Source organism: Mesorhizobium sp. M0771, assembly GCF_040320155.1.
Classification (GTDB): Bacteria; Pseudomonadota; Alphaproteobacteria; order Rhizobiales; family Rhizobiaceae; genus Mesorhizobium.
In genome coordinates, this window is record NZ_JAMYPC010000001.1 from 294821 (window position 1) to 320889 (window position 26069).

Sequence of the window (26069 nt, forward strand, 5' to 3'; positions counted from 1 at the left end):
TCTGAATTGAACCGATTCAGTCTGGATTTTCACACCTTTGCCGATCCTTGCGCTTGCCATTGCGTCCTTCTGCATCGGCACCACCGAATTCGTCATCATGGGCCTGTTGCCGGAGGTTGCGGCCGATCTCGGCGTGTCGATCCCCTCGGCCGGCCTGCTGGTCACCGGCTATGCGCTGGGCGTCGTCTTCGGCGCACCCATCGTCGCCATGGCCACCGCGCATCTGCCGCGCAAGCCAGTGTTGGTCGCGCTGACGGCGATGTTCGTCGTCGGCAATCTGCTCTGCGCCATTGCGCCCAATTACTGGCTCCTGATGGCCGCGCGCGTCTTCACCGCGTTCGGTCATGGCGCCTTTTTCGGCATCGGTTCCGTCGTTGCCGCCAGCCTGGTGCCGCGCAACAAGCGCGCCAGCGCCATGGCGATGATGTTCGCGGGATTGACGCTCTCCAACATTCTCGGCGTTCCTGCCGGCACCGCGCTTGGCGAAGCCTTCGGCTGGCGCTCCACCTTCTTTGCAGTCGTCGGCATCGGCCTGATCTCTGTTGCCGCCATCGCCTGGCTGGTGCCATCCAATGTCGCCGAACCGAGCGGCGGCGGCCTGCGCAGCGAACTGCGCGTGCTGGGCAATCTGCAAGTCTGGCTCGCCATGCTGATCGCCTCGCTGGCCTCGGCCAGCCTGTTTGCCGTCTTCACCTACATCAAGCCCTACCTTACCGATGTCTCCGGCCTGTCGACCTCCGCGGTCACCTGGGTCCTGCTGCTGTTCGGCGCCGGCATGACCATAGGCAACATCATCGGCGGCCGGCTGGCCGACTGGAAATTGATGCCGACGGTCATCGGCACGCTGCTTTTCATGGCAGTTCTGTTTGTCGGCTTCACGCAGTTCGGCGCTATCGCCAGCGTCGCCATCGGCGTCGTCTTCTTGTGGGGACTGCTGATCTTCGTCGTCGTGCCGCCGCTGCAGATCCGCGTCGTCGAAGCGGCTTCGGAAGGGCCGAACCTCGCCGCCACGCTCAACCAGGGCGCATTCAATATCGGCAATGCCAGCGGCGCCTGGATCGGCGGCGTGGCTCTGTCGGCCGGCGTTTCCTATGCTCATTTGCCGCTGGTCGGCGCGGTGCTGGCCCTGCTGGCGGTCAGCGTAGCCGTTGTCTCGCAGGCGCTCGAAGGATCGGCGCCGATAACGCCGGTTCCGGCCGCCGCCGAATAATTCCATTGCGCCCATGGCGGCGCGAACTGGACCAATCGACAGCCCTTCGGCAAAAGTGCATGTGTTCTGCCTCTTATCCTGGAGGCATCCCATGCAGAAATCGATCGAACGCATCGCCGGCGACACCGAAGGCGTTTCCTACGAATTCCCGGTGTTCCGCTTCGCCGGCGCCGACGCGGCAGCACCTTCGGCCTATCTGCAGGCAGCACTCCACGCCGGTGAATTGCCTGGTGTCGTCGCCATCGACGCCTTGATGCCGGCGCTGAACAAGGCCGAAGCCGAAGGCCGCATCAAGGGCAGCATCACGGTCGTGCCCTGGGCCAATCCGATCGGCCGCGCGCAATATCATTTCGGCGAGCACCAGGGCCGCTTTCATCTCGGCACCCGCAACAATTTCAACCGCGGCTTTCCGTTGCTCGCAGCACCGGACGCCAAGCTTTTGCCCGACACCACGCTTGGCACCCCCGACCAGCGATTGAAGACCCGTCTGGTGCAGCTGTCGCTCGGCCACGACATCGTGCTCGACCTGCATTGCGACGACGAGGGCCTTGCCTATCTCTACGTCCACGCCAGCCTGTGGCCGGCGATGGCCGATTGCGCCGCCGCCATGGGTATCGACGCCGTGGTGTTGTGGAGCGAGGACACCGACGGCACCTTCGAGGGCGTCACGATCATGCCCTACCAGAACGTCCCCGCCAACGTGGCGAAGCTCGACCGCCGCGTTGCCACCACGGTAGAATACCGTGGCATGCTGGATGTCGACGGCGCGCTGGCAAGTTCCGATGCCGAAGGCCTTTACCGGCTGCTGGCGGCGCGCGGCGTCATCGCCGATACCGCCCTTCCCGCACCCGGCGCGTTCAAGGGCCTCGTCGCGCCGCTGGAGAACATCGACATGATGCCGGCGCCCCGGGCCGGCGCCATCCTCTACGACGTCAAGCCCGGCGACCGCGTCGCCGAGGGCGCGCGCCTCGCCACCATCGTCCACACACCGGGCGAGGCCGGTGGCCGCACCGAAGTGCTGGCGCCGCAGGACGGCGTCATCCTGACCCGCCGCTCACGCCGCATCATCCGCGCCGGCGAGGATCTCTTGAAGCTGGTCGGCGACAAGAAGAGCGCCGACGCGAGGTCAGGCACGCTGGAGGACTGAGCTAACCCGAAATCGCCAGCCGCGCCTTGGCCTCCAGCCATTCGGCCATTTGCCGGTACGGCACCGGGCCGTGGCTGACACGGGCAACACCAAGCTCGGCCAGGCGCTGGCGCGGCGGCACATGCGCCAGCGCGATGATGTTGACCGGCAATGCCGTCGCCTTGCACAGCGCCTCGATCAGACCCTCGTCGCCGAGCCCCGGCGCAAAGAAGCCGCTAGCTCCTGCCTTTTCATAAGCGTGCGCCCGCTCGATGGCCTGGTCGAGCAGCACGCTGTCATGCGCATCCGGCTTGGCCTTGAGGAAAATGTCGGTACGGGCGTTGATGTAGGCGGGAATGCCGGAAGCCTTCACCGCCGCCGCTGCCGCCTCGATCCGCTTCACCTGTACCGCGATGTCGTGCAGACCAGCGCCGCCGACGATCTGGTCCTCGAAATTGAAACCGATGGCGCTGGCCTGCAGGGCACGTGTCACCGCCTGGGCGACAGTCTCCGGCTCGACGCCGTAGCCGCCTTCGAGGTCCATGGTCACCGGCAGGTCGACTGCCGCCACGATGCGCCTGATGTTGTCCAGCGCTAGCTCCAGCGGAATTTTCTCGCCATCGGCATAACCAAAAGCAGCCGCGACCGGCCAGCTTCCGGTGGCGATCGCCTTGGCGCCCGCCCTCTCGACGATCTTGGCCGAGCCCGGATCCCAGGCATTGTAGAGAACGATCGGGTTGCCCTTGACATGAAGGGCATGGAACGTGCGTGCGCGCTCGATCTGCTCGGTCATTGCTGTCTTCCCGTCTTTCCGATGTTGGACGAACAGTCTAGGCAGGACCCCAAGCCTTGGCGATGTGCCATGGGCTGCAGAAGCGGCGGCCACAAACAGGCCTTTCAAACCTGTTGCGCATCCGGCTTTTCGCCGCTATGGATTTCGCCCATGAACATGCGCTCGATCAAGACCATTTGGTGGTGGGCTCGCTGACAGCGGCCTGTTCGAACGCGTGCGCGTGAAAATAGAGGGTGGCCGCAACGGAATGTCCGGGCGGCCATTTGTTTTTTCAAAGCCATTCCCGGGTCCGTTGCCCCAACAAGCCATATGGAGACGGCAATGACGATGAAGGCTCTGGAAAACGGCGCGGAAAGCTTCGTGACCGCAGGTGGTGTCACCATCACCCGCGAACGCCACGACAAGCCTTACGCCGGTGCGATCGATGCCTATGTCGATGGCTTGAACTCGCGCCGTGGTGCGGTGTTTTCCTCGAATTACGAATATCCGGGCCGCTACACACGCTGGGATACGGCCATCATCGATCCGCCGCTGGTGATTTCCGCGCGTGGCCGCGCCATGCGCATCGAGGCGCTGAATGGCCGTGGCGAAGTGCTGCTGCCGGTGATCGGCAAGACGCTGGCCGGCGTTGCCGAGGTGACGATTGCTGAAACCTCGAAAAAGCTGATCCGCCTCGATGTCGCCAAGCCCGGCCGCGTCTTCACCGAGGAAGAGCGCAGCCGCGTCCCCTCTGTGTTTACTGTGCTGCGCGCCATCACCGCTCTGTTCAAGACCGATGAAGACGCCAATCTCGGCCTTTACGGCGCCTTCGGTTACGACCTCGCCTTCCAGTTCGATCCGGTCGACTACAAGCTCGAGCGCAAACAGAGCCAGCGCGATCTCGTGCTGTTCCTGCCTGACGAGATCCTGGTCGTCGACCATTATTCGACCAAGGCCTGGACCGACCGCTACGACTATTCCGGCGACGGTTTTTCAACCGGGGGGCTGCCGCGCGACGAAATCGCCGAACCGTTCAAGACCGCCGACCGCATCCCGCCGCGCGGCGACCATGAGCCTGGCGAATACGCCAATCTGGTGCGCAAGGCGATGGACAGTTTCAAGCGCGGCGACCTGTTCGAGGTCGTGCCCGGGCAGATGTTCTACGAACGCTGCGAGACGCAGCCTTCCGAAATCTCGCGCAAGCTGAAGTCGATCAACCCGTCGCCCTATTCCTTCTTCATCAATCTCGGCGAAAACGAGTATCTGATCGGCGCCTCGCCCGAAATGTTCGTGCGCGTCAATGGCCGCCGCGTCGAGACCTGCCCGATATCCGGCACCATCAAGCGCGGCGACGACGCCATTTCCGATAGCGAGCAGATCCTGAAGCTGCTCAACTCCAAGAAGGATGAATCCGAGCTGACAATGTGCTCGGACGTCGACCGCAACGACAAGTCCAGGGTCTGCGATCCGGGCTCGGTGCGCGTCATCGGCCGCCGCCAGATCGAAATGTATTCACGCCTGATCCACACCGTCGATCACATCGAAGGGCGCCTGCGCGAAGGCATGGATGCCTTCGACGCCTTCCTGTCGCATGCCTGGGCGGTCACCGTCACCGGTGCGCCGAAACTGTGGGCGATGCGCTTCATCGAGCAGAACGAAAAGAGCCCGCGTGCCTGGTATGGCGGCGCCATCGGCATGGTCAATTTCAACGGCGACATGAACACCGGCCTGACGCTCCGCACCATCCGCATCAAGGACGGCATTGCCGAGGTGCGAGCCGGCGCCACATTGCTCTTCGACAGCATCCCCGAGGAAGAAGAAGCCGAAACCGAACTGAAGGCATCCGCCATGCTCTCCGCCATTCGCGACGCCAAATTGGGCAATGCCGCAGGCGCCGAACGCACCACCGCGCGCGTCGGCGACGGCGTCAACATCCTGCTCGTCGACCACGAGGACTCCTTTGTCCACACACTGGCCAACTATTTCCGCCAGACCGGTGCCAATGTCTCGACCGTGCGTTCGCCGGTGCCGGAAGAAGTCTTCGAACGGCTGAAGCCCGATCTCGTCGTGCTGTCGCCCGGACCGGGCACGCCGAAGGATTTCGACTGCGCCGCGACCATCAAGAACGCCCGCGCCCGCGACCTGCCGATCTTCGGCGTCTGCCTTGGCCTGCAGGCGCTGGCCGAGGCCTATGGCGGCGAACTCAGGCAGTTGCACGTGCCGATGCACGGCAAGCCGTCGCGCATCCGCGTCTCCAAGCCCGGAATCATCTTCTCCGGCCTGCCCAAGGAAGTGACCGTCGGCCGCTACCACTCGATCTTTGCCGATCCGGTGCGGCTGCCCGACGATTTCATCGTCACCGCCGAGACCGAGGATGGCATCATCATGGCCTTCGAACACCGCAAGGAGCCGATCGCCGCCGTCCAGTTCCATCCGGAATCGATCATGACGCTCGGCCACAATGCCGGCATGCGCATCATCGAAAACATCGTTGCGCATCTGCCGCGCAAGGCCAAGGAAAAGGCCGCTTAGAAACGATGGCGGCGACGGACAACATGGCGGCGATCGCAGCGAAGGCAGCGGCCAGGCAAAGGATCGCCAGCCTTGCCTTCTGGTCGATTGTCATCGCCTGCGTGGTGCTCGCGCTCAAGCTTGCCGCATGGTACGTCACCGGCTCCGTTGCGCTCTATTCGGATGCGCTGGAGTCGATCGTCAACGTCATAGCCTCGGCCGCCGCCTATTGGGCGGTCCTGGTCAGCTACAAGCCGGCCGACCAGGACCATCCGTTCGGCCACCACAAGGCCGAGTATTTTTCGGCGGTGCTGGAAGGCGTGCTGATCGTGCTCGCCGCGCTTTTGATCCTCAACGAGGTCTGGCGCTTCTGGCAGACGCCGACCCCGCTCGAACAACCCTGGGAGGGCCTGGCGATCAACGGCGTCGCCACCGTCATCAACGCCTTCTGGGCCTGGACGCTGATCCGCGCCGGGCGCAGCGCAAAATCACCGGCGCTGGTCGCCGACGGCCGGCACATCATGACCGACGTCGTGACCTCGGTCGGCGTCTTCGGCGGCCTCGTCGGCGCTATCCTGACCGGTTGGCAGATCCTTGATCCGGCGCTTGCCGTCATCGTCGCGCTCAACATCCTGTGGCAGGGCTGGCACGTCATCGGCTCGTCGATGAACGGGCTGATGGACCGCGCAGTGGACACGACCGAACACATGCACATTCGCGACATCATCTCGGCCAATTGCAAGGGCGCGCTGGAGGTTCATGACCTCAAGACCCGCATCGCCGGCCGCGCCACCTTCATCGAGTTCCACCTGGTCGTCGACGCCGACATGACGGTCGGCGCCAGCCACGTCATTTGCGACCGCATCGAGGACGCGCTGAAGGCCGAAATCCCCTCGGTGCGCGTCACCATCCATGTCGAGCCGGACGACGAGGCGAAGCTGCCGAAAGGCACGACGGCGGTGCCGTTCGCGTGAGGCGAGTTACCACGTTTCGATAGTGAGATCTTTGATCCGCTCGAATTCCCGGATATTGCGGGTTATCAGCGTGAGGTCCCGAGCACGTGCCTGCCCGCCAATCAGCGCATCGTAGGGACCAATCGGGGTTCCCAGTGCCGCAAGCCCAGCACGAATCTCGCCGGCATGTCTCGCGTCGTCTCGGTCGAATTCAAGTACCGGGAACTGCAAAGCTTCGATGCGCGCCAGATTTTGGACCTTTCGCTGGCTCTTTTCAGCGCCGTAGTACAGCTCATGCAAAACGACCGCCGAGAGAGCAAAGTCTTGTGGTGCATGCCGTTTGAGCAAAGCCAGCAGACCCTCGTCGCCCGCGATGATCGCTATGACGGCATTGGTGTCGAGCAGGTAGGTCACTTAAAGAGGTCATCCAAAGCAGGTCGATCCTGACCATCCTGACGCTCCAGCGCTCCCTGGACGAAATCGTCGTCAACCGGTCCGATGACCTGGTCGAGCCATGCCCAATCCTGCGCAAGCGGCTCCAAGATGACAGTTTGCCCATGACGACGGATCGAAACCTCGTCTGCCTCGAACCGAAACTCCTTAGGCAAGCGCACAGCTTGTGACCGGCCTGACCAGAACACCTTTGCCTTGTCCATGTGCTATCCTCAAATGAGATATAGCAAAGATATATACCATGGTAGCGTCATAGACAAGATCGAACTCAACGAGTGCAGGCCGTCTGCGGCATAGCCTCCAAACGGTAGACCTTGTCATCGGACTTGGTCTTGCCATCCGCCGAGCACAGATCGACAATCGCCAGGCTGCTATTGGGGTTGGCCAGCATCAGGGTGCCGTTGGCGCCGCGCTTGAGGAAGATTTCCTTTTGCGCGATATCGCAGGAAAAGTTGCTCATCTTCGAACTGGCCGCGCAGCGCCATTGATCCGCTTCACCCTGGCAGGAATAGGTCTGCGTGACCTTCGTCCCGTTCTTCCTGGTGGTCACCGAGACGGCGACATCGGAGCCGTCGGGCCAGTTGGCGACATCGCCTGAGGCAAAGGAGGCGAGTTCGACCGGCCCGCGGAAGACCCGGATCGACTGCGTCACCTGGTCGGGATGCGAGGAGAGATGCGCGGCATCGTAGTCTCGCCCGAAGCAGAAGGGTTGGTCCGGTTTCAGTCGCTCGCGCAAGGGAGCCCCAAGCGCCGGATCGATCGGGTCGATCTTGGCGAATTCAGCCTGGCAGGTTGCGGCCGGCATCGGGTCGAGACGGAAATTATGGTCCTCCGAGCCCAGCGCCTGCCGGTCATATTCGGCTTCGCCCAGTTCGTCCTCCGATCCGGCGTCGAGATAGAGATCGGACGAGACATCGGTGAGGATCAGGCGGCCTTTGTCGTCGAGCTTCAGCGACGCCATGGTGCGGTCGCAGTCCATGCCGCAGCGGATCGGACCTGACTTGCCGTCCTCGGACTCGTGATTGCACCAGCCGCCGGCCCATTGCGGCGCCTTGGCGCCGCGCACCATGGTGGTGAGAAAACCGTTGTAGGAGGTGTCGGCGTTTGCCATCGGCTCCTCGTTCGGATGGCTCACCGGATCATGGCCATAGAGGAAGAAGATCCGCGCCACCTTCTGCTTTGGATGCGCCTTGAGGTGCGCCGCATCATAGACGCGGCCGAAACACGCATCGACGCCATTCGGGCTGAGTTCGGGTAATTTAAGCGCATCGCCGGCAAAACCCTCAAACGCGCCGAGCAGCACGGCGCCAAATCCAGCGCTGGCAACAACCTTCCACTTCCTGAACGCCATGTGACCCCCTCCTCGCATCGACAGGACGTAACGTGAATTTATGCTAGTATCATGGCCGCAGCCACGCAATTTGCGGGGAGCGCCAAGCCGAGAGGATGCCATGCGTCGACGCGACATGTTCCGGGCCAGCCTTGCCGGTGCCGCCGGCCTGTTCGGGCTGAGCCGGGCCGCCGCCGCTGAAGACAGACCGAAGGTCGCCTATCACCTCAGCGACCTCGATAAGGTCAACTTCGTGCTCGGCAACATCAAGAACCACTATGAAGGCACCGGCGGCAATGTCGACATCGTGTTGGTCGTGCATGGTCCGGCCCTCGCCGGCTTCAAGTCGAAAGGCATATCGGCGGCGATCTCGGGACGCTTTGCCGGCCTTGTCCAGCAGGGCCTTGAGCCGCATGCCTGCGGCAACACCATGCAAGGCATGGAGATCACGCTTGCCGACCTGCTCGAGGGCTTCCACGCCGCCGACAAGGGCGGCGTCGTCAAGCTCGCCGAACTGCAGCGCCAGGGCTACGCCTATCTCCGGCCCTGAGCCGCCACGGGCTTGAACGTGAAGGCCATGAGAGCCTACGAAGGGTGGCCAAACAGCCCGAAGGAAAGTGCTCATGACCGCGACCACCCTCGTCATCCCCGATCTTGCCGGCAAGGCGGTGCTGGTCACCGGCGCTTCGACCGGCATCGGTGCCGCCCTTGCACTGGCCTACGCCGCCCAAAAATGCCGGGTCGCCCTGCACTACAATTCGAGCCGGGAGGCCGCAGAAACGCTGGCCAAAAACATCCGCGACAGCGGCGGTGAGGTGTTCCTGACACAGGGCGACTTCTCACAGGCAGCCGATGTCGAGCGGGTAGTCGAGGAGAGCGCCGAAACATTCGGGCGGCTCGACGGGCTGATCAACAATGCCGGCGGCATGCTCGGCCGCGTACCTTATGCGGAGCAGACCGAGGCGCACTACGACGCGGTGATGGACCTCAACGCCCGCTCGGTGCTGACGGCCTCGCGCAAGGCGATGCCATGGCTGAAGAAGCAGGGCGGCTTCATCGTCAACACCTCGTCGATCGCGGCGCGCAATGGCGCTGGCGGCGGCGCCGGGCTGTACGGTTCGGCCAAGGCCTTTGTCTCCAATGTGACGCGCGGCATGGCCAAGGAACTGATCGGCTTCGGCATCCGCGTCAACGCGGTGGCGCCGGGCACCATCGCGACACCCTTCCATGAGCGCTATTCCACCGACGAGCAGATGAAGGGCATGGTCGCCACCATTCCTCAAGGGCGTGCCGGCACGGCCGAAGACTGCGTCGGCGCCTATCTCTTCCTGTCCTCCGATCTCCTGAGTGGTTACATCACCGGCCAGGTGATCGAGGTGAACGGTGGCCAGTTGATGCCGTGAGCCGGCAATTGCATACTGCGTCTCGCAACCATGCATGTCGTGCGCACGTTTGCTGAGGTTGGAAGAAGGGGAGAGGCAATGTACGGATTGATCGGAAAGATGCGGGCGTCGCGCGGCCAGCGCGACGCGATCATGGATGTGCTGCTCGCCTCGACCGGCGCCATGCCGGGTTGCCTGAGTTATGTCATCGCCCGCGACCCGGCCGATGCCGACGCGATCTGGGTGACCGAAGTGTGGACCGACGCCGCAAGCCACAAGGCTTCGCTGCAGCTGCCGGAGGTCCAGGCAGCGATCGCCAAGGCCCGGCCGATCATCGCCGGCTTCGAATTCCAGGTCGAGACCCATCCGGCCGGCGGTTTCGGCCTGCCCGCCATCAAGAACGAGTGACATCCCAACGCGGGGTCGGGGTCGTGAATTTCGTCCGAGACAGCGTTCGCATTTTTCTCTTCCAGGTCTAAGACCCAAACATGGACTCTTCGCCAGACCAACCGGCCGTCGAACGCATGGCGCGCATGCGTCCGGTTCGGCAGTGGGTGGTGCTGCTGATCGTCTCGCTGCTGTTCGCCGGCGCGCTGGAATACGCCGCACTGCCGGCGGCGCTGCTGATCGGCCCGATGCTGGCGGCGATCCTTGCCGGCACCAATGGCGCCACGGTGCGCGTGCCGCGGCCGCTGTTCGCCGCCGCCCAGGCCTTGGTCGGCTGTCTGGTCGCGGCGTCGATCTCCACCGACATTTTTTCGGTGTTCTACAAGGAATGGCCGCTGGTCCTTGTCGTGGTGCTGGCGACCCTTGCGGCGTCCAGCCTGCTTGGCTGGTTGATCAGCCGCTGGCGCATCCTGCCCGGCACCACCGCGGTCTGGGGCTCGTCGCCGGGTGCTGCCACTGCCATGGTGCTGATGGCCGGTGCCTTCGGCGCCGATCAGCGCCTCGTCGCCTTCATGCAGTATCTGCGCGTCATCTTCGTCTCGATGACGGCAGCACTCGTCGCCAAGATGTGGGTCGACACTTCGGGCATCGAGGTACCAGCCATCGTCTGGTTCCCGCCGATCGAACCGGCAGCCTTTGCCGCCACGCTCGGCGTGGCGCTGGTCGGCGGCCTGCTCGGCCGGTTGTGCCGGCTGCCGTCACCCTTCTTCCTCGGCACCTTCATCATCGGCACCATCGTCCATCTCGGCTTCGGCGTGGCGATGCAATTGCCGCCATGGCTGCTGGCGCTCTCCTATGCGATGGTCGGCTGGTCGATAGGGCTGAATTTTACCCGGGCGATCCTGCGTCATGCGACACGGGCGCTGCCGCAGATCGTCGGCTCTATCGTCGTGCTGATCGCCTTTTGCGGCGGGCTAGCCTGGCTGATCAGCCACGTCCTCGGTATCGATCCGCTGACCGCCTATCTCGCGACCAGCCCCGGCGGCATGGACAGCGTCGCCATCATTGCCGCCGCCGCCCAGAACGTCGACATATCCTTCGTCATGGCCTTGCAGTCGGCCCGCTTCCTGGTCGTGCTCATCGCCGGGCCGAGCATAGCGCGGCTGATGGCGAGAGCCGTCAGGGACTGAGATTCAAATATCCAGGGAAGAGGAAAAGTGCCCATGAAACGTCGTGTGAATGCCGTCGATCTCTCAGGCCGGGTCGCCGTGGTGACCGGCGGCGCGCAAGGCATCGGCCTTGCTGTCGCCCGGCGACTGCTGTCATCGGGCGCCAGCGTCGCCATCTGGGATGTGGACGAGACCGCCATGGCGAAGGCCGTTTCCGAACTCGCCCCGCTCGGCCGGGTCGAGGGTTTGCTGTGCGATCAATCGCTGATGGAGGCCGTCGACAGCGCCGCGACCGAAACCGAGCGCTCGCTTGGTCCGGTCGATCTGCTGGTAAACAATGCCGGCATCGCCGGACCGGCAGCGACGGTGGCGGATTATGATCCTGCCGCCTGGCGCCAGATAATCGACATCGACCTCAACGGCGTCTTCTACTGCTGCAAGCGCCTGGTGCCCGGCATGATCGCGCGCAGCTACGGCCGCATCGTCAACATCGCCTCGGTCGCAGGCAAGGAAGGCAATCCGAATGCCGCCGCCTATTCCGCCGCCAAGGCCGGCGTGCTCGCGCTGACAAAATCGCTCGGTAAGGAACTGGCCGGCCACGACATCGCCGTCAACGCGCTGACCCCATCGCCCGCCCGCACCCGCATCCTCGAACAGCTCACTGAGGCCCAGGTCGCCTACATGCTGGGCAAGGTGCCGCGAGGCCGGTTCGTCGAAGTCGAAGAGGCGGCTGCGATGATCGCCTTCATGCTATCGGACGAAAATTCCTTCACCACCGGCGCGACCTTCGACCTGTCCGGCGGCCGCGCCACCTACTGAGAAGCAGAGCTATTCCTCGCTGTCTTCGTTATCGCCGTCGGCCGCGAAGGACTAATTCAAGAGCCGCTCAGCGTCGCGGCAAGCCGGTCGGGAAGGAAATCGACGAAGGCGCGAACCTTCGGCGACAAATGACGATTGGACGGCCACAACAACTGGAACTGGCCGCGGCCGTCGACATGGTCGTCCAGCACCGTGCGTAGCTGGCCGTCACGCAGCGCCTCGCGGACCAGGAAATCGGGCATCGAGCTGATGCCGAGCCCGGCCATCGTGGCGCCCTTCAGCGCCTCCGTGTTGTTGCAGGTCAGCATCGAGCGGACCTGCGGCTCGGCGCTGCCGCCGATGAACGGCCAGCCTTGCAGCTTGCCGCTGTTGGGAAAGCGGAAGCGGATGCCGTAATGGTTCACGAGATCGTCCGGGCGGCTCGGGTTGCCGTGCTGCTCGATATAGGAGGGTGCCGCACACAACAGCAGCCGGAAGGGTGCAAGCGGCCGCGCCACCAGGCGCGAATCCGGCAGGTCGCCGCTGCGGATCGCGATGTCGACGCCTTCGTCGATGAGGTCGACGATGCGGTCGTTAAAGTCGATGTCGAGTTCGATTTCGGGATAGCGCGCCATGAACTCCGACAGCACCGGGAACAGCAAATGATAGGTCACGATCGGCGTCGAAACGCGCAGCCGCCCATGCGGTGTTTCGCGGCTCCGCGACAGCATCGCCTCGGCATCGTCGATGTCGTCGAGGATGCGCCGCACCCGCTCGTTGAACAGCTTGCCCTCTTCGGTCAGGCCGATGCGGCGCGTGCTGCGCTGAAGCAACCTTACGCCGAGATCCTGCTCGAGCCTGGCGACGCTCTTGCCGACGGCCGATGCCGATATTCCGAGCGTGCGGCCCGCAGCGATGAAGCTGCCGAACTCAGCCGTGCGGGCAAAGGCCAGGAGCCCATTGAGGCGTTCCATCGCATCTCTCCATTCGAGCGTTTCAGTCCGGTATATCTGGAGATTTAACACTATTTTTCTCGAAGTGTCGCGAGCCTATCTTCCCGTTACGACCGGCGCAGCAAGCTTGCGGCAGGCCGGCGGATCCTGGTTCAGATAGGAAAATTATGACCCCGAAGACCACAAACGGCGCGGTCGCGCCATGGCTTGTCCTGTTGTCGGTATGCCTTGCCGCCATGACAATGCCCTTGACCTTCACCGGCCCGGCCGTCGCGCTTTCCCGCATTGCGGCCGACCTCGGCGGCAGCCCGATCGCGCTCAACTGGGTGACCAACGCCTTCATGCTGACCTTCGCCGCCACCTTGATGGCATCAGGCGCGCTGGCCGACAATCATGGCCGCAAGCGGCTCTTCCTTGTTGGCCTCGCCACCTATGTGCTGGCATCGCTGGGATCGATGTTTGCTCCTGATATCGTCTGGTTCGATGTGCTCAGGGCTGCGCAAGGGCTCGGCAGTGCCGCCGCCTTTGCCGGCGGCGCCTCCGCTCTTGCCCAGGAATTCGATGGGCCATTGCGGCTGCGCGCCTTCTCCTTCCTCGGCACCAGTTTCGGCATCGGCCTCGCTTTTGGGCCGATCGCGTCGGGCCTGCTCATAGATGCTTTCGGCTGGCGATCGATCTTCGTCTTGGTGGCAGTGCTCGCGATTGCAGCCGCTTTGCTCGGCCTGCGCACCATCAGGGAATCGCGCGATCCGGATGCGACCGGCCTCGACTGGGCGGGAGCCGGCACCTTTACGATCGCGCTGGCATCGCTGACCTACGGCGTGCTGCAAGCGCCGCAGAGCGGCTGGACCGATCCCCTGGTGATCGCGCTTCTCGTGGCGGCCGCCCTTTGCTTTGCCGCTTTCGTCGTCGTCGAGCGGCGCGTGCGCCGGCCGATGCTCGATCTCTCGCTGTTCCGCTTTCCCCGCTTCGTCGGCGTCCAGTTCCTGGCGGCCGCTCCCGCCTATGGCTTCGTCGTCCTGCTGGTGCTGTTGCCGATCCGCTTCATCGGCATCGAGGGGATGAGCGAGATCAAGGCGGGGCAGTTGATGATCTGCCTGTCGGGACCGCTGTTGATCCTGCCACTGCTCGCCGGCCAGGTAGCGCGCTGGATCGCTCCGGCAACGATCTGCGGTGTCGGCCTGCTTGTGGCCGCCGGCGGCCTTGTCTGGCTGAGCCTGATACCGCCTGTCGTCGCAGCGCTGGTGGCGCCGCTGATCCTCATCGGCGTCGGCATCGCCTTGCCCTGGGGGCTGATGGACGGACTTGCCGTCGGCGTCGTGCCGAAAGAGCGTGCCGGCATGGCGGTCGGCATCTTCAACACCACCCGCGTCGCTTGCGAAGGCGTGGCGCTGGCGATCGTCATGGCAGTCCTGTCGGGTTTCACGGCAGCCCAACTGGCGGCTCAGGGAACGGCGTCTTCCCTGGATGCAACCGCCGCCGCGCAGCTGCTGGTGACCGGCAACATCGGCGAAGCGGCAGCCCGCTTGCCGGGTGCCGGAGCCACGGTCCTGGTCCAGGCCTATGAGATCGCGTTCGACAGGCTGCTGATCGTGCTGGCGGCAATCACCATCGTCACCGCCCTTGTCGTCTTTCTCGGCTTGCGCCGTGGATGGGCGGTGGAACACGAGACCATTGCTCTGCCGGTTTGCCAGGAAGGGTAGCTGAGCCGCGTCAGGAGATGACGAGGCTCGCTATGCGGTGGCCGTCGAGCACGAAGGTCATGTCACCCTCGCCGTTGAAGCCATTGCCTTTCACGGCAATGCGGACGCGGTAGCTGCCCTCGACCTCGGCGATGCGGACAATGCGAAGATTGGACTTCACGCCGATATTATCCGACTGGTTCCAGCGCGCGATCTGCTGGCGGCCTTGGAAGGACCGCCCCCAGTCGGTCAGGGACGCGTCGGCTGTGAACGTGTGGAGAACGGCTTCGCTATCACCCGCATTGGTGGCCTCGATAAAGCGGCGGATAGGTTCGGGTGTGGTCATCAATCGAGCCGGTGCATCAGATCATCATCCAGCCAGCGGCCGAAGAAATAGACCAGCTGCTTGTGCCACCATGGCCAGTCATGACTGACATCGCCGCCCCAATAGTCGACCGAGGCGGGAATGGATTTGTCGCGCAGGATCTGTTCCAGCCTGCGGGTCTCGACCAGCATCCGCTCTTCCCAGGCGCCCTGCCCGCAGCAGAAGATCATCCTCAGCGCCTTCAGCCGGGCAAGCAGTTTTGGGTCTACGATGCCGGGCAGATAGTCGAGCGGTGAATTGTAGAAGATATCACCTTCCAGCGCCTTGCCGAAGAAGTCGCCCGCCGAATAGACGCCCGACAGCGCGATGACGCCGCTGGCGAGTTCGGGAAAGCGAAAGACGAAGTTCGTGGAATGATAACCGCCCATCGAACAGCCGGTGAACAGCGGCTTTAATTTGCGCCCGCCATTGGCTTGCTCGGCGGTCGCCAGAAACTCCGGCAGCGCCTCCTCGCGCACATATCGGAAGTAAGCCTCGTGGCGACCGATGCGGTGGGCGGCGCCGGCATGCTTGTTGAAGAACGATTCCGAATCCACGCCGTCGACCGCGAACAGCTGGATGCGGCCGGTGTCGATGAATTCGGCCAGCGCTCCTACCCCGCCGGAATCCTCGAACTGGTAGAACCGCCCCTGCGACGTCGGGAACACCACCACCGGCCGGCCGGCATGGCCGTAGCGCTTGTATTCCATGTCGCGGCCGAGATTGCCGGAGAAACCCTTGTGATAAGAGATGTCCATCGCGTCTAAGCCTTTTCCGCGTGGATGTAGGCGACAGCCGCGCGCAGTGCTGCTTCGTCCTTCGAGCGCATCTGGTAGGCGTAATTTCCCATGGCGCGGCTGAAAACCTTTTCTATCGGCTGATGATGGACGATCTTGTCGCGATGCGCGGCTAGCACGTCCTCATGGCTGTGCAAATAGTGGAGGTGCTGCTTGCGGCTGGCATAAGCGGTGAAATACTTGCCCTCATAAGGACCACCGGTGGCATCCTTCACCACCATGTCCGCCCAGGCCGCGTAGACGTCGATGTCGAACGTGTAGTTGATCGCATCGGTCATCCAGGCGCCGGGCGGCCGCATGTTGACCTCAAGCGCGATGACGCGGTCGTCCTTGGTTTCGAACAGCTCGATGTGGAAGAAGCGCTCGCGCACGTCGAACGCCTTGAGGATTTTGCGGCCGGCCTCTTCGATCGCCGGTCGGACCTTGGGAAAGCAGGTGTAGCTCATGTGGCGATCCTTGTTGACCACTTCCATGATGCTCTGGTCGTAGCGGTGGCTGGCCGCCAGCACCACCTCGCCGTCACGGTTGACCAGCCCATCGAAGGTCACCACCAGCCCCTCGATGAACTGCTCCATGACGAAGGTCACGTCCTCGGGCTTGTCTCTGAAAAACTGGTCAAGCTCCCTGGCGTTGGAAATCTTGAAGGTGTTCGAGGCGCCGGACCCGGAATCGGGCTTCACCACCACGGGATAGCCGACGCGGCGGATGAAGGTCATGGCGCCGGCCCGGTCGGAGCATTTGCGCTGGGCGATGGTGTCGACGCCGCTCTTGCGGAAGAATGCACGCATGCGGCTCTTGCGCTTCAAATTCTTCACGAAATCGAGCTTGGTGCCGTAGATGTTGAAGTCGGTGCGGATATTGGCCTCCAGCTCCAGCCAATGCTCGTTGAGGGACTCGAAGCGCTCGATCCGGCCCCATTTGTGGATGAAATGACCCATCGCCCGGAACACCGGATCGTAGTCCTCCATGTCGGCGATGCGGTAATATTCCGACAGGGCCGCCTTCAGCTTGCCGTCCAGCGCCTCATAAGGCGCATCGCCAATGCCCAGCACCGTAGCGCCGGCCTTTTTCAGCCGGTCGCAGAAATCGGCGCCGTTGGCGGGAAAATGCGGCGAGAAGAAAACAAAATTCACGGATGACCCCTCCGACGGCGAAGCATTGCGGCCCCGGCTACACGCAAGTCTGGCGCATTTGCCGCGCATGGGGAAGAGTGCTCGCGAGTGGTGGAATGGCAGCCCACTTGCCTGTCCATGGCGGCTCCTGTATGAACCCCGCCATGAACACGCGCGTCTCCTCCGTCGCTTCCCGTCCGACCGGCTTTGCCGGGGAGACCGTGCGCGCGCTGGCATCGACCCTGCTTCTTCTCGGCCTTATCGGCGATCGCCGGGTTCGCTGAAGGAGCGCCCGGCGGTCGAACCGCCGCTTACGCGCACGCTCCTTGGCCAGTTCAGAAATTGGCAATTCACATCAAGCGAACGAAAATCTGATAAGGCGCTGCTCGCCCTGGAATCCGTCCGAAGACCGATCCGCGAGCCGCCGGGAGAACAAGACGATGAACGCACGAGAAGACATCCGCGCCGGCGAAGCCGAAAGCGTAAAACGCGCGGCCGGCCACATGCCGGGCGCGGCCCGAAAATACCAGCCCTACCCGACGGTCGGTCTCACCGACCGCACCTGGCCCAACAAGGTCATCGACAAGGCACCGGTCTGGTGCTCGGTCGATTTGCGCGACGGCAACCAGGCGCTGATCGATCCGATGGGTCATGAGCGCAAGGCGCGCATGTTCGCCCTGCTGCTCGACATGGGTTTCAAGGAGATTGAGATAGGTTTCCCCTCGGCCTCGCAGACCGATTTCGATTTCGCCCGCTGGTGCATCGAGGAAGGCAATGTGCCGGCTGATGTTTCGCTACAGGTGCTGGTGCAGTGCCGTCCCGAACTCATCACCCGCACCTTCGAATCTCTGAAGGGCGCCACCAACCCGATCGTGCATTTCTACAATTCGACCAGCGAGTTGCAGCGTCGCGTCGTCTTCGAGAAGGATGTCGGCGGTATCAAGCGCATCGCCACCGACGCGGCCAAGATGATCACCGACATGGCGGCCAAGGCCGGCGGCGGTTATCGCTTCGAATATTCGCCCGAAAGCTTTACCGGCACCGAGCTCGAAGTCGCGCTGGAGATATGCAACGCCGTCACCGAGATCGTGAAGCCGACAGCCGACAACAAGCTGATCATCAACCTGCCGTCGACGGTCGAGATGTCGACGCCCAACATCTATGCCGACCGGATCGAATGGATGTGCCGCAACCTGGACGACCGCGAGAACCTGCTGATCTCGCTGCACCCCCACAACGATCGCGGCACCGGCATCGCCACCACCGAGCTCGGCCTGATGGCGGGTGCGGACCGCGTCGAAGGCACGCTGTTCGGCAATGGCGAGCGCACCGGAAATGTCGACATCGTGACGCTGGCGCTCAACATGTACACGCAAGGCGTCGATCCCCATCTGGATTGCTCCGACATCAACCGGATGAAGGACGTCTACGAATATTCCAACCAGCTGAAGATCTCCGAGCGCCATCCCTATGTCGGCGAACTCGTCTACACCGCCTTTTCCGGCTCGCACCAGGACGCCATCAACAAGGGCATGAAGGCCTTGAAGAAGGCCAACACGCCGGTCTGGGAAGTGCCCTATCTGCCGATCGATCCGGCCGATGTCGGACGCAGCTACGAGGCGATCATCCGCATCAACTCGCAGTCGGGCAAAGGCGGCATCGCCTATGTACTGCAGGCCGATTACGGCCTCAATCTGCCGCGCAACCTGCAGATCGAGTTCAGCCAGGAGATCCAGGCGATCACCGACGCCGAAGGCAAGGAAGTGCCGGCAAAACGCATCCATGACCGCTTTATCGAAACCTATGTCGACCAGCCCGGCGCACGACTGAAGTTCCTCGACCATCACACCTATCCCGATACCGAGAAAAAGGGCCGGCGCGTGGTCGAGGCGGTGATCCTCGACAACGGCAAGGAGACGACAATCGCCGGCTCCGGCACCGGCCCGATCGACGGCTTCGTCGATGCGCTGTCGCGTCATGTTGGCGTCGACATGTCGGTGCTTGATTATTCCGAACATTCGCTCCAGCGCGGCTCGAACGCCTCGGCGATTTCCTATGTCGAGATGGAATATCCCGGCAGCAAGCTGTTCGGCGCCGGCATCAACACCAACATCGTCGCCGCCTCGCTGGAAGCCGTTGTTTCGGCCGCCAACCGGATAATCGGCCGCAAGGCCGGCTGATATTTCCCGGGCGCCGAATGTCCGCGGCGCCCGGAAATCCCCCATTTGCCGAGGGAAATTCCGGTTTTTTGTGTCAACCACCGGCAACTATCCGGTGTGTTACGCGATCGCATAACATAAGCATGCTTGTATGGAAGTGCAGGCTCTATATGATTGCGCCTCAACCTGTGCCGACTTCGAGAGGATCGACACTTGCAGCATGCCACGCCTGCCGCCCCCGCAGTGCGCGAGACACTGGAGCGACTGCTCGCCAGCGAAACGTTCGGACGTTCCGAGCGCGCGCGCAAGTTGCTGCGCTATCTTGTTGAGCGCGAGCAGGCCGGCGAAGCCGACAGGCTCAAGGGTTTCTCCATCGCCATGGACGTCTTCGGCAAGGACGGCGATTTCGATTCGTCGACCGACGCCGTTGTCCGGGTGCAGGCAGGCCGGCTGCGCGAACTTCTCCAGCATTATTTCGCCAATGAAGGCATAGCCGAACCGGTTCGCATTGCCATTCCGCGCGGCGGCTACGTGCCGTCCTATGAGCTCAACGCCATACGCCTGCCGGTTGGGCAGGAGCCGCTTGCGGCGGCGGTAGCCGCCTTGCCCGGATCGCCCGACCAGGCGGCTCTTGACGCCGTTCCCGCTGCCGCGACAGCTTCGGGGGTTACAGAACCTGGGCCTTCGCTGGCGCGCCATCTCCAGTTCTTCTGGGTCGCCATGACGCTGGTCATTCTCATGCTGGGCGTGCTCATCCTGCGCCAGGGCAGCGGCGCATTGCTTGCCAGCAGCGATCCTACCGCGGCGGTCGAGACCGCGGGCGTAACGAGCAGCATCGCATCGCCGTCGATGGAGGCCCTGCCCCTCGTCTACATCGCGGTGAAGGCCACCGGCCCCGAGGCCGGCCGCGTCGCTGCTTCGCTGCGCGCCGGCCTTGCCGGTTTCGACACGATCGACTTCATCGGCCGCGACGCCGATGGCAAGCGCGACCCAAGCACCGACCCGACCGCCTTCGTTTTCGATGTCCTGCCGGGACCAATGGCAGGTGACGTGACGCTCGAACTGCAGAGCGTGGCGACCGGCCGCGTGCTTTTGTCCCGCAGTCTGACGGCCGCCGACAGCGCACCTGGCATCGTCGAGGATCGTATCGCCGCCATCCTCAGCTCGACCATTCCCGCCTCCGGCCCGCTCTACAGCTACATCGAACAGAACGGCATCCAGACCGGGCTGACGAGCTGCCTGATCCTCAACGACAGATACTATCTCGACCAGAGCACCAGGACGCACGAGGCTGCCTATCGCTGCCTGGACAAGCTCGCCGGCCAGGGTGCGAAATCGTCGTTGGTCTATTCGGAACTGGCCTCCCTGACCCTTGAGGCCGCCACCGATCATTACGCCTATCCGCCTGGCGCGACGGTCGAACAGGCAATGTCTTTCGCCCATCGCGCGATCCAGATGGGACCGACCAGCCCTTATGCGCACCGCGCCTATGGCTATCTCAACTCGCGCCTCGGCAACACCGAGGAATCGATCCGCTGGATGCGCAAGGCCTATGAGCTCAACCCCTACGACCTCGGCATGGCTGCCGCTTACGGCTATGGCCTGATCTTTGCCGGCAAATATGCCGAGGGAACACCCATCCTGACCCATGCCGTCGAGACGTTCAGCGGCCATCCGACATGGTGGGATTTTGGGCTTTTCGCTGGACAGTTCATGCTGGGCGACATGAACAAGGCCGCGATAGCCAGCGAGTCGCTGCGCACGACGGCGATGAAATCGCATTATCTGGCGGCGCGGCTGATCGGCGCCAAGGCTGCCGGCCGCGAACAGCTGGCAGCCAAGCTTCTGGATGAGCTGACCACCAAATTCCCGAAATTCGCCGCCGATCCGCGCGCGGCCTTCGCCGAGCGCAAATATCCCGCCGATCTGACCGACCGGCTGGTTGAGGCGCTGCGCGCCGCGGGCCTCGGCAACGCCAGCTAGTCTTTCCGGATCGCGAAAACTTTACTGGCCATCGGTCTGGACTGGGAGCAATCCAGCCTCGATTCGAATTTCCTCTCCAGTCTTGCAATAATCGCACATTTTCATGGTCTCATCCCTCTATGTTGCCGAGCGGGGCGCCGGGCCGAAGACGGTCGTCCTGCTGCATGGCTTCGGTGGTTGCCATGATATCTGGCGCGAGGTGACCGCGTCGCTAGGGCCCGATGTCAGGACCTTGGCCTACGATCTTCCGGGACACGGACTGTCTCTCGAATTTCCTGGCAGCGGCCCGGCCAAAACAGCGGCGCGAGCGGTTCTCGCCGATATCGCCGCACGCGGGATAGCAAGGGTGCATGTCGCCGGTCATTCGATGGGCGGCGCGGTCGCCTCCCTGATGGCGCTTGCCGAGCCTGAAAGGATAGGCTCGCTGACGCTTCTGGCGCCGGGCGGTGTTGGCCCCGAGATCAACGGACCGCTGTTGCGCCGCTACGCCGCGGCCGCCGACAGACGGGAAATCCGCGCCTGCCTTGCCGCCATGTCGGGACCGCGAAGCCCGCCGCCCGAACGCATCGTTGGCGTCCTGGCGGACCTACGCCGTCGCCCCGGCCAGTTGCGCAAGCTGATTGAGATATCGGCCGTCATGACCAGGAACGAGCGGCAGGGGGTCATACCCCGCGAACAGCTGGACACCCTCGACATGCCGGTGATGGTGGTTTGGGGAACGGACGATCCGGTGCTGCCCTTTACCCAGGCTGATTGTCTGCCGGCGCATTTTCATATTCATCACGTGCTCGATGCCGGCCATATGCTGGTCGAGGAAGTGCCTGATGTGGTCGCCCAGGCCGTGCGCCGAAACATGGCACGCCGCGGCAGGCGCCTGCGTCCGACATTCGAGGCCGCGGCGAGCTAACTTACTTGCGCCCCGCATCTCGCCAGTGCATTTTGCCGCCGCCTGTGTTAACTCGCAATTAACCATATCAGCGAGGCGACGCCGATGAAGGACACTGGCGAAAACATCACCCCCATCGACACCTCCCGCAAACTGTCCGACGCCGTTCGCGATGTGAAAAATGCCTTCGCCGATCGCGACGATGTCGTGGTCGACATGCGCGAGGCGCACCGGATGCGGCTTGATCTGCTCGCCGCCGAGCTCGCCCCGGTCTTTGCCGACGTGCCCGCCGACATGGACAATTTCGACTTCGTCGTCTCCTCCGGCCTGCAGCCCCGCCTGTGGATCGACGCCGTCAGCCATGTCGCCATGGGGCGCGACCGCCGCACCTACCGCTTTCTCAGGGATACCCGCATCGGCCGCGTCGTGCTCGCCGAATCGACCGATATGAAACCGGTCGCCGATCAGGTCACGCGCTATGTGGCGGAGCGTATCGTCGAGCGCCAGCGCATGATGGAGGGCGGTGTCGAGCCGGCCGTCGCCGACCTGAAACGCCCTGCGGTGGTCGAAGCGGAGCCGCCCTTGCAAGCAGCCGCGCCAGGCAAGAGCTGGTCGACCTTCTTTGCAGGCCTGGGCTTCGTCGCCGCCGGCGCGCTTGTTGGCCTGGCGGTGGCGGCCGCGCTGTTTTGGGATCGCCTGATGGCGATGAAGATCAGCTTCTGATCAACGATCTGAAGGCCTCGGTGTCTGCGCGCCGAGTTCAATGACCTGCAGGTCCGATGGCGGCAAGGCCGGCCCGGTCAGGCCGCGCCGCGTCAGGCGAATCAGCCAATTGCCCTTCTCCCCGTCAATATCGAGCAGATTGTACTGTGCCGCCGGGTTCTTGCTGCCTGGCGACTGCCCGGCGGCGGCGACGCCGACGACAGGAATCCTGGCGCCGCGCCCGCCGATGAAGAACAGCGACGGCAGATGCGAATGGCCGTGCAGCACGAGTTCGGCGCCATGCCTATGAACGGTCTTGTGGAAGCGGGAGATGCCGAACAGGCGCTTTTGCTGGGCGACGGCGCCGCGCACCGGCGGATGATGGATCATGATCACCCGCAACAGGCCGCGTTTGTTCGTTGCGTCGAGCACTGTCGCCAGCCTTTGCGCCTGACCTTCGAGGAAGAAGCCGTTGGCCATGAACGGCGCCGTGGCGCGCGCCGTCGAAACGCCGATCAGCGCGACATTGCCGCGTACGCGCAGATAGGGAAAAGCGTTGCGGTCGATCGGCGCAGTCACGCCGTCGCCGCTCATCCACGCCGCCCAGGAGCGGCAGACCTTGTCGAAGGCGCCCGGCACATAGGCGTCGTGGTTGCCCGGCACCACCGAGACATCCTCCGGCGAACCCAGCGTCTCAAGCCAGTGCTTGGCCATCTCGATCTCGCCGTCGAGCGCCAGATTAACCAGATCGCCGGTAACGGTGAGGTGGTCGGGTGTGCTCGCCTTCATGTCGGCGACGATGGTGTCGATGACGGCATCGTGCATATGGCGGCGGCGGTTGCGCTGCCAGTTGACGTAGCCGACGACGCGCTTGGACGCGAGTTCGCGATAGGTTACACCGGGAAGCGGCCCCAGATGGACATCGGAAATATGCGCGAGCCTGAACATCCTTCCTTCATAGGCGACGCGCTCCCCGCTTTCCACTCACTGTTTCCTGCCCATCCACGGTTTCGCTAGTCATGGCTATATCGGACCCGGAGCAGGCGTTTCGCCAGACCGGCTGGGCAGGCCTCAGGGCAAGGCTGTTCCATCTCTATTTCCTGCTGCGGCGGCCGATGACGCTGGGCGTGCGCGGCCTAATCCACGATCGCGCCTCGAACACTGTCTTCCTCATCCGCCACACCTACGTTCCCGGCTGGCAATTGCCGGGCGGGGGCGTCGAAGTCGGCGAGACGCTCGGTGAGGCGCTGGTGCGCGAACTGGCCGAGGAAGGCAACATCGCGCTGACAGCCCAGCCGGTGCTGAAATCGATGCATTTCAACCGCCGCTCCAGCCGCCGCGACCATGTCGGCCTCTATCTCATCGAAACCTTCAACCAGACCGCGCCGAAACTGCCGGACCACGAGATCGCCGAAGCAGGCTTCTTTCCGCTCGACCGCTTGCCGCATGGCACGACGCCGGCGACGCTGCGGCGGCTTGCCGAGGTTTTTGAAGGCGAGCCGGTGTCGCCGTACTGGTAGGCTGTCAATCCGATGCTCACGCCGCCTGCCTGAACCGCGCCCGGTCGTGCGGCGCGCCATAGTCGAGCCCAGGCCCGACCGGCACGATGCGCGTCGGGTTGATGCTCTCGTGGCTGCCGTAATAGTGCATTTTGATGTGGTGCAGGTTCACCGTGCCGGCGATACCGGGCACCTGGTAGAGGTCGCGCAGATAGTTCGAAAGGTTCGGATAGTCGGCGATGCGGCGCAGATTGCATTTGAAATGGCCGACATAGACCGGGTCGAAACGCACCAGCGTGGTGAACAGCCGCCAATCCGCCTCGGTGACACGCTCGCCAGTGAGATAGCGCCGTTTTGACAGTCGGCCCTCCAGCGTGTCGAGCGCCGCGAACAGCTCGCCGAACGCCTCTTCATAGGCCGCTTGCGTGGTGGCAAAGCCGGCGCGGTAGACGCCGTTGTTGACGGCTGGAAAGACCAGCGCATTGACCTTGTCGATCTCGCCGCGCAGGCCTGGCGGATAGAAATCGAGAGCGGCATCGCCCCACTCATCGAAGGCCGAATTGAGCATGCGGATGATTTCGGCGGATTCGTTGGAGACGATGGTCTCTTCCTTCTTGTCCCACAGCACCGGCACCGAAACCCGGCCCGAATAGGCTGGATCGGCCTTGGTGTAGATTTGGTGCAGGAAGTCGAGGCCGTAGAGCGTGTCGCCGGTGGCGCCATCCTCGGCCAAAAACGTCCAGCCCTCAGCACCGAGGAAATGATGCACGACTGAAACCGGGATGATGTCTTCTAGCTTCTTCAGCGCGCGAAAGATCAGCGTGCGGTGCGCCCACGGACAGGCGAGCGAGACATAAAGATGGTAGCGTCCGGGCTCGGCCTTGAAGCCGCGCGTACGACCTTGCGCCGGCGCGCCGTCGCGCGTGATCCAGTCACGCCACTGCGTCTCGGCGCGGATGAACCTGCCGCTGCTATCGACATTGGCCGGACGGCCCTGCCATTTGCCTTCGACCAGCAATCCCATACGAAATCTCCTTGCGTGCCTTGGCCAATGTAGTCGCAAGGCGGCAATGCCGAAGCCGTCATCTGCTGAACAGAGCGTCACTCGTATGAAACGCCGGATGAAAACAGCCGATTGCAGCCGCCGGAAATTGATGCTAGCGGACACTCCGCATGTTCGATCTTGGCTTGATCCGGTTTGACCGACGACGAAAGGGCGCCCGCGCTTAGAAAGCGCTGACTGGCGAACGCTGCCGCTTGCAGCAACCTTTCCTCTTTATCGGACCGCGAAGACCATGAGCCTTGCCGACGTGAAATACCTGCCGGAAACTCCGGCGCATGATCCCGAAATCGAAGCCATCAACGACGAAGCCTTTGGCCCCGGCCGTTTCGTGCTGGCCGCCTACAAGATCCGCGAGACCGGCGGCCACGAGCGCTCGCTGTCCTTTGTCGCCATGGATGGCGACATCGTCATTGCTTCGGTGCGCATGACCCGCATCGCCGCCGGCGCCGGCCGCGCGCTGATGCTCGGGCCGCTTGCCGTGCGGCCCGCCTTCAAAAATCTCGGCATCGGCCGCCGGCTCGTGGCGATCGCGCTGGAGGCGGCCGCCAAGGCCGGCGCGCCGGCGGTGATCCTTGTCGGCGACGAGCCTTATTACGGCCCGCTCGGCTTCAGAAAGATCCCCCGCGGCCAGATCTCCATGCCGCGCCCGGTCGACCTCGACCGGCTGCTGTCGCACGAGATCGTGCCCGGTGCCGTGGCGCGGCTCTCCGGCGAGGTCGGCCATGCCAGCCTTGCCAGGATCGCGGAGCAGGCACCAGTGATGGCCTGAGCTCCAGGA

The 26069-nt window shown here is 63.6% G+C and carries 26 protein-coding genes; 16 read left to right on the forward strand and 10 right to left on the reverse strand.

Features of this window, described 5'->3' with window-relative positions; translation table 11 throughout:
* Positions 1 to 37 precede the first annotated feature (37 nt).
* A complete protein-coding gene (locus tag NKI05_RS01425; protein ID WP_352792148.1) occupies positions 38 to 1210 on the forward strand; it encodes an MFS transporter in 1173 nt (390 codons plus the stop codon).
* Positions 1211 to 1301: 91 nt separating this feature from the next.
* Positions 1302 to 2357: a succinylglutamate desuccinylase/aspartoacylase family protein gene (locus NKI05_RS01430; RefSeq protein ID WP_023814973.1), complete on the forward strand. Its 1056-nt coding sequence runs from the start codon at positions 1302 to 1304 to the stop codon at positions 2355 to 2357.
* A gap of 1 nt (position 2358) precedes the next feature.
* Here NKI05_RS01430 and NKI05_RS01435 read toward each other — a convergent pair whose 3' ends face one another.
* Complete coding sequence (locus NKI05_RS01435) at positions 2359 to 3129, reverse strand: isocitrate lyase/PEP mutase family protein (protein ID WP_023814972.1); 771 nt, start codon at positions 3127 to 3129, stop codon at positions 2359 to 2361.
* A gap of 321 nt (positions 3130 to 3450) precedes the next feature.
* Between NKI05_RS01435 and NKI05_RS01440 the strand changes: the two genes are divergently transcribed.
* Positions 3451 to 5640, forward strand: a complete 2190-nt coding sequence (locus NKI05_RS01440; protein ID WP_023814971.1) for an anthranilate synthase — start codon at positions 3451 to 3453, stop codon at positions 5638 to 5640.
* 23 nt (positions 5641 to 5663) lie between these two features.
* Positions 5664 to 6593, forward strand: coding sequence for a cation diffusion facilitator family transporter (locus NKI05_RS01445; protein WP_196814886.1), 930 nt, complete (start codon positions 5664 to 5666; stop codon positions 6591 to 6593).
* A 6-nt stretch (positions 6594 to 6599) separates the two neighbouring features.
* Here the strand turns inward: NKI05_RS01445 and NKI05_RS01450 are convergent, their stop codons facing one another.
* From NKI05_RS01450 to NKI05_RS01460, 3 genes are all read right to left on the reverse strand, one after another.
* Positions 6600 to 6986, reverse strand: a complete 387-nt coding sequence (locus tag NKI05_RS01450; protein WP_023724991.1) for a type II toxin-antitoxin system VapC family toxin — start codon at positions 6984 to 6986, stop codon at positions 6600 to 6602.
* Positions 6983 to 7228 (reverse strand): antitoxin, encoded by a 246-nt coding sequence (locus tag NKI05_RS01455; protein ID WP_023724992.1) that lies wholly within the window; start codon positions 7226 to 7228, stop codon positions 6983 to 6985. The genes NKI05_RS01450 and NKI05_RS01455 overlap by 4 nt, the downstream gene beginning before the upstream one ends.
* Positions 7229 to 7293: 65 nt before the next feature.
* Entirely contained in the window at positions 7294 to 8376 is a 1083-nt protein-coding gene (locus tag NKI05_RS01460; protein ID WP_352792149.1) for a hypothetical protein, read from the reverse strand.
* A 100-nt stretch (positions 8377 to 8476) separates the two neighbouring features.
* Between NKI05_RS01460 and NKI05_RS01465 the strand changes: the two genes are divergently transcribed.
* From NKI05_RS01465 to NKI05_RS01485, 5 genes are all read left to right on the forward strand, one after another.
* The gene (locus tag NKI05_RS01465) at positions 8477 to 8905 is read left to right on the forward strand and encodes a DsrE family protein (protein ID WP_023686179.1); all 429 of its coding nucleotides are present in this window, start codon (positions 8477 to 8479) and stop codon (positions 8903 to 8905) included.
* 73 nt (positions 8906 to 8978) lie between these two features.
* A complete protein-coding gene (locus NKI05_RS01470) occupies positions 8979 to 9758 on the forward strand; it encodes an SDR family NAD(P)-dependent oxidoreductase (RefSeq protein ID WP_023686180.1) in 780 nt (259 codons plus the stop codon).
* A gap of 78 nt (positions 9759 to 9836) precedes the next feature.
* Positions 9837 to 10145 carry a putative quinol monooxygenase gene (locus tag NKI05_RS01475; RefSeq protein ID WP_023686181.1) on the forward strand — a complete coding sequence of 103 codons (309 nt, stop codon included), beginning with the start codon at positions 9837 to 9839 and terminating at the stop codon, positions 10143 to 10145.
* 80 nt (positions 10146 to 10225) lie between these two features.
* On the forward strand, positions 10226 to 11314 hold the full coding sequence (locus NKI05_RS01480) for an AbrB family transcriptional regulator (RefSeq protein WP_023751272.1): 1089 nt from the start codon (positions 10226 to 10228) through the stop codon (positions 11312 to 11314).
* 45 nt (positions 11315 to 11359) lie between these two features.
* Positions 11360 to 12112, forward strand: a complete 753-nt coding sequence (locus tag NKI05_RS01485; RefSeq protein ID WP_023669968.1) for an SDR family NAD(P)-dependent oxidoreductase — start codon at positions 11360 to 11362, stop codon at positions 12110 to 12112.
* 56 nt (positions 12113 to 12168) lie between these two features.
* On the opposite strand, the gene NKI05_RS01490 is transcribed toward NKI05_RS01485, so the two are convergent.
* Positions 12169 to 13065: a LysR family transcriptional regulator gene (locus NKI05_RS01490; protein WP_023814968.1), complete on the reverse strand. Its 897-nt coding sequence runs from the start codon at positions 13063 to 13065 to the stop codon at positions 12169 to 12171.
* Positions 13066 to 13211: 146 nt separating this feature from the next.
* On the opposite strand from NKI05_RS01490, the gene NKI05_RS01495 reads away from it, so the two are divergent.
* A complete protein-coding gene (locus tag NKI05_RS01495) occupies positions 13212 to 14747 on the forward strand; it encodes an MFS transporter (RefSeq protein ID WP_023695837.1) in 1536 nt (511 codons plus the stop codon).
* Between the two features lie 10 nt (positions 14748 to 14757).
* Here the strand turns inward: NKI05_RS01495 and NKI05_RS01500 are convergent, their stop codons facing one another.
* Genes NKI05_RS01500 through NKI05_RS01510 form a run of 3 tightly spaced genes read right to left on the reverse strand, consistent with a single transcriptional unit; the run spans position 14758 to position 17020 of the window.
* Positions 14758 to 15072, reverse strand: coding sequence for a nuclear transport factor 2 family protein (locus NKI05_RS01500; protein ID WP_031192978.1), 315 nt, complete (start codon positions 15070 to 15072; stop codon positions 14758 to 14760).
* Complete coding sequence (locus NKI05_RS01505) at positions 15072 to 15848, reverse strand: esterase family protein (RefSeq protein WP_023814967.1); 777 nt, start codon at positions 15846 to 15848, stop codon at positions 15072 to 15074. Before NKI05_RS01505 ends, NKI05_RS01500 begins: the two co-directional genes overlap by 1 nt.
* 5 nt (positions 15849 to 15853) lie before the next feature.
* A complete protein-coding gene (locus tag NKI05_RS01510; protein ID WP_023695839.1) occupies positions 15854 to 17020 on the reverse strand; it encodes an ATP-grasp domain-containing protein in 1167 nt (388 codons plus the stop codon).
* A 482-nt stretch (positions 17021 to 17502) separates the two neighbouring features.
* On the opposite strand from NKI05_RS01510, the gene leuA reads away from it, so the two are divergent.
* The 4 genes from leuA to NKI05_RS01530 all read left to right on the forward strand — a co-directional run bounded on the left by leuA (position 17503) and on the right by NKI05_RS01530 (position 22750).
* Complete coding sequence (gene leuA, locus NKI05_RS01515; RefSeq protein WP_023737773.1) at positions 17503 to 19179, forward strand: 2-isopropylmalate synthase; 1677 nt, start codon at positions 17503 to 17505, stop codon at positions 19177 to 19179.
* Between the two features lie 192 nt (positions 19180 to 19371).
* Positions 19372 to 21141 (forward strand): tetratricopeptide repeat protein, encoded by a 1770-nt coding sequence (locus tag NKI05_RS01520; protein ID WP_023814966.1) that lies wholly within the window; start codon positions 19372 to 19374, stop codon positions 21139 to 21141.
* A gap of 103 nt (positions 21142 to 21244) precedes the next feature.
* Positions 21245 to 22048, forward strand: coding sequence for an alpha/beta fold hydrolase (locus NKI05_RS01525; protein ID WP_023686188.1), 804 nt, complete (start codon positions 21245 to 21247; stop codon positions 22046 to 22048).
* Between the two features lie 84 nt (positions 22049 to 22132).
* Positions 22133 to 22750, forward strand: a complete 618-nt coding sequence (locus tag NKI05_RS01530; protein ID WP_023686189.1) for a hypothetical protein — start codon at positions 22133 to 22135, stop codon at positions 22748 to 22750.
* On the opposite strand, the gene NKI05_RS01535 is transcribed toward NKI05_RS01530, so the two are convergent.
* Positions 22751 to 23677, reverse strand: a complete 927-nt coding sequence (locus NKI05_RS01535; RefSeq protein WP_023695843.1) for a metallophosphoesterase family protein — start codon at positions 23675 to 23677, stop codon at positions 22751 to 22753.
* Positions 23678 to 23748: 71 nt separating this feature from the next.
* On the opposite strand from NKI05_RS01535, the gene NKI05_RS01540 reads away from it, so the two are divergent.
* Positions 23749 to 24249, forward strand: a complete 501-nt coding sequence (locus NKI05_RS01540; RefSeq protein ID WP_031195394.1) for an NUDIX domain-containing protein — start codon at positions 23749 to 23751, stop codon at positions 24247 to 24249.
* 16 nt (positions 24250 to 24265) lie between these two features.
* On the opposite strand, the gene NKI05_RS01545 is transcribed toward NKI05_RS01540, so the two are convergent.
* Positions 24266 to 25252, reverse strand: coding sequence for a glutathione S-transferase family protein (locus tag NKI05_RS01545; RefSeq protein ID WP_352792150.1), 987 nt, complete (start codon positions 25250 to 25252; stop codon positions 24266 to 24268).
* A gap of 271 nt (positions 25253 to 25523) precedes the next feature.
* Here NKI05_RS01545 and NKI05_RS01550 point away from each other — a divergent pair, with 271 nt between their 5' ends.
* Positions 25524 to 26060, forward strand: coding sequence for a GNAT family N-acetyltransferase (locus tag NKI05_RS01550; protein WP_023669955.1), 537 nt, complete (start codon positions 25524 to 25526; stop codon positions 26058 to 26060).
* Positions 26061 to 26069 lie beyond the last annotated feature (9 nt).

Bases quoted from the DNA above. Each gene is read 5' to 3' on its own strand.
- leuA (WP_023737773.1), top strand. From the start codon at position 17,503: ATGCCGGGCGCGGCCCGAAAATACCAGCCCTACCCGACGGTCGGTCTC.
- NKI05_RS01445 (WP_196814886.1), top strand. From the start codon at position 5,664: ATGGCGGCGATCGCAGCGAAGGCAGCGGCCAGGCAAAGGATCGCCAGC.
- NKI05_RS01465 (WP_023686179.1), top strand. From the start codon at position 8,477: ATGCGTCGACGCGACATGTTCCGGGCCAGCCTTGCCGGTGCCGCCGGC.
- NKI05_RS01460 (WP_352792149.1), bottom strand. From the start codon at position 8,376: ATGGCGTTCAGGAAGTGGAAGGTTGTTGCCAGCGCTGGATTTGGCGCC.
- NKI05_RS01440 (WP_023814971.1), top strand. From the start codon at position 3,451: ATGACGATGAAGGCTCTGGAAAACGGCGCGGAAAGCTTCGTGACCGCA.
- NKI05_RS01480 (WP_023751272.1), top strand. From the start codon at position 10,226: ATGGACTCTTCGCCAGACCAACCGGCCGTCGAACGCATGGCGCGCATG.
- NKI05_RS01490 (WP_023814968.1), bottom strand. From the start codon at position 13,065: ATGGAACGCCTCAATGGGCTCCTGGCCTTTGCCCGCACGGCTGAGTTC.
- NKI05_RS01550 (WP_023669955.1), top strand. From the start codon at position 25,524: ATGAGCCTTGCCGACGTGAAATACCTGCCGGAAACTCCGGCGCATGAT.
- NKI05_RS01435 (WP_023814972.1), bottom strand. From the start codon at position 3,129: ATGACCGAGCAGATCGAGCGCGCACGCACGTTCCATGCCCTTCATGTC.
- NKI05_RS01535 (WP_023695843.1), bottom strand. From the start codon at position 23,677: ATGTTCAGGCTCGCGCATATTTCCGATGTCCATCTGGGGCCGCTTCCC.
- NKI05_RS01525 (WP_023686188.1), top strand. From the start codon at position 21,245: ATGGTCTCATCCCTCTATGTTGCCGAGCGGGGCGCCGGGCCGAAGACG.
- NKI05_RS01530 (WP_023686189.1), top strand. From the start codon at position 22,133: ATGAAGGACACTGGCGAAAACATCACCCCCATCGACACCTCCCGCAAA.
- NKI05_RS01545 (WP_352792150.1), bottom strand. From the start codon at position 25,252: ATGGGATTGCTGGTCGAAGGCAAATGGCAGGGCCGTCCGGCCAATGTC.
- NKI05_RS01470 (WP_023686180.1), top strand. From the start codon at position 8,979: ATGACCGCGACCACCCTCGTCATCCCCGATCTTGCCGGCAAGGCGGTG.
- NKI05_RS01500 (WP_031192978.1), bottom strand. From the start codon at position 15,072: ATGACCACACCCGAACCTATCCGCCGCTTTATCGAGGCCACCAATGCG.
- NKI05_RS01430 (WP_023814973.1), top strand. From the start codon at position 1,302: ATGCAGAAATCGATCGAACGCATCGCCGGCGACACCGAAGGCGTTTCC.
- NKI05_RS01540 (WP_031195394.1), top strand. From the start codon at position 23,749: ATGGCTATATCGGACCCGGAGCAGGCGTTTCGCCAGACCGGCTGGGCA.
- NKI05_RS01495 (WP_023695837.1), top strand. From the start codon at position 13,212: ATGACCCCGAAGACCACAAACGGCGCGGTCGCGCCATGGCTTGTCCTG.
- NKI05_RS01475 (WP_023686181.1), top strand. From the start codon at position 9,837: ATGTACGGATTGATCGGAAAGATGCGGGCGTCGCGCGGCCAGCGCGAC.
- NKI05_RS01505 (WP_023814967.1), bottom strand. From the start codon at position 15,848: ATGGACATCTCTTATCACAAGGGTTTCTCCGGCAATCTCGGCCGCGAC.
- NKI05_RS01455 (WP_023724992.1), bottom strand. From the start codon at position 7,228: ATGGACAAGGCAAAGGTGTTCTGGTCAGGCCGGTCACAAGCTGTGCGC.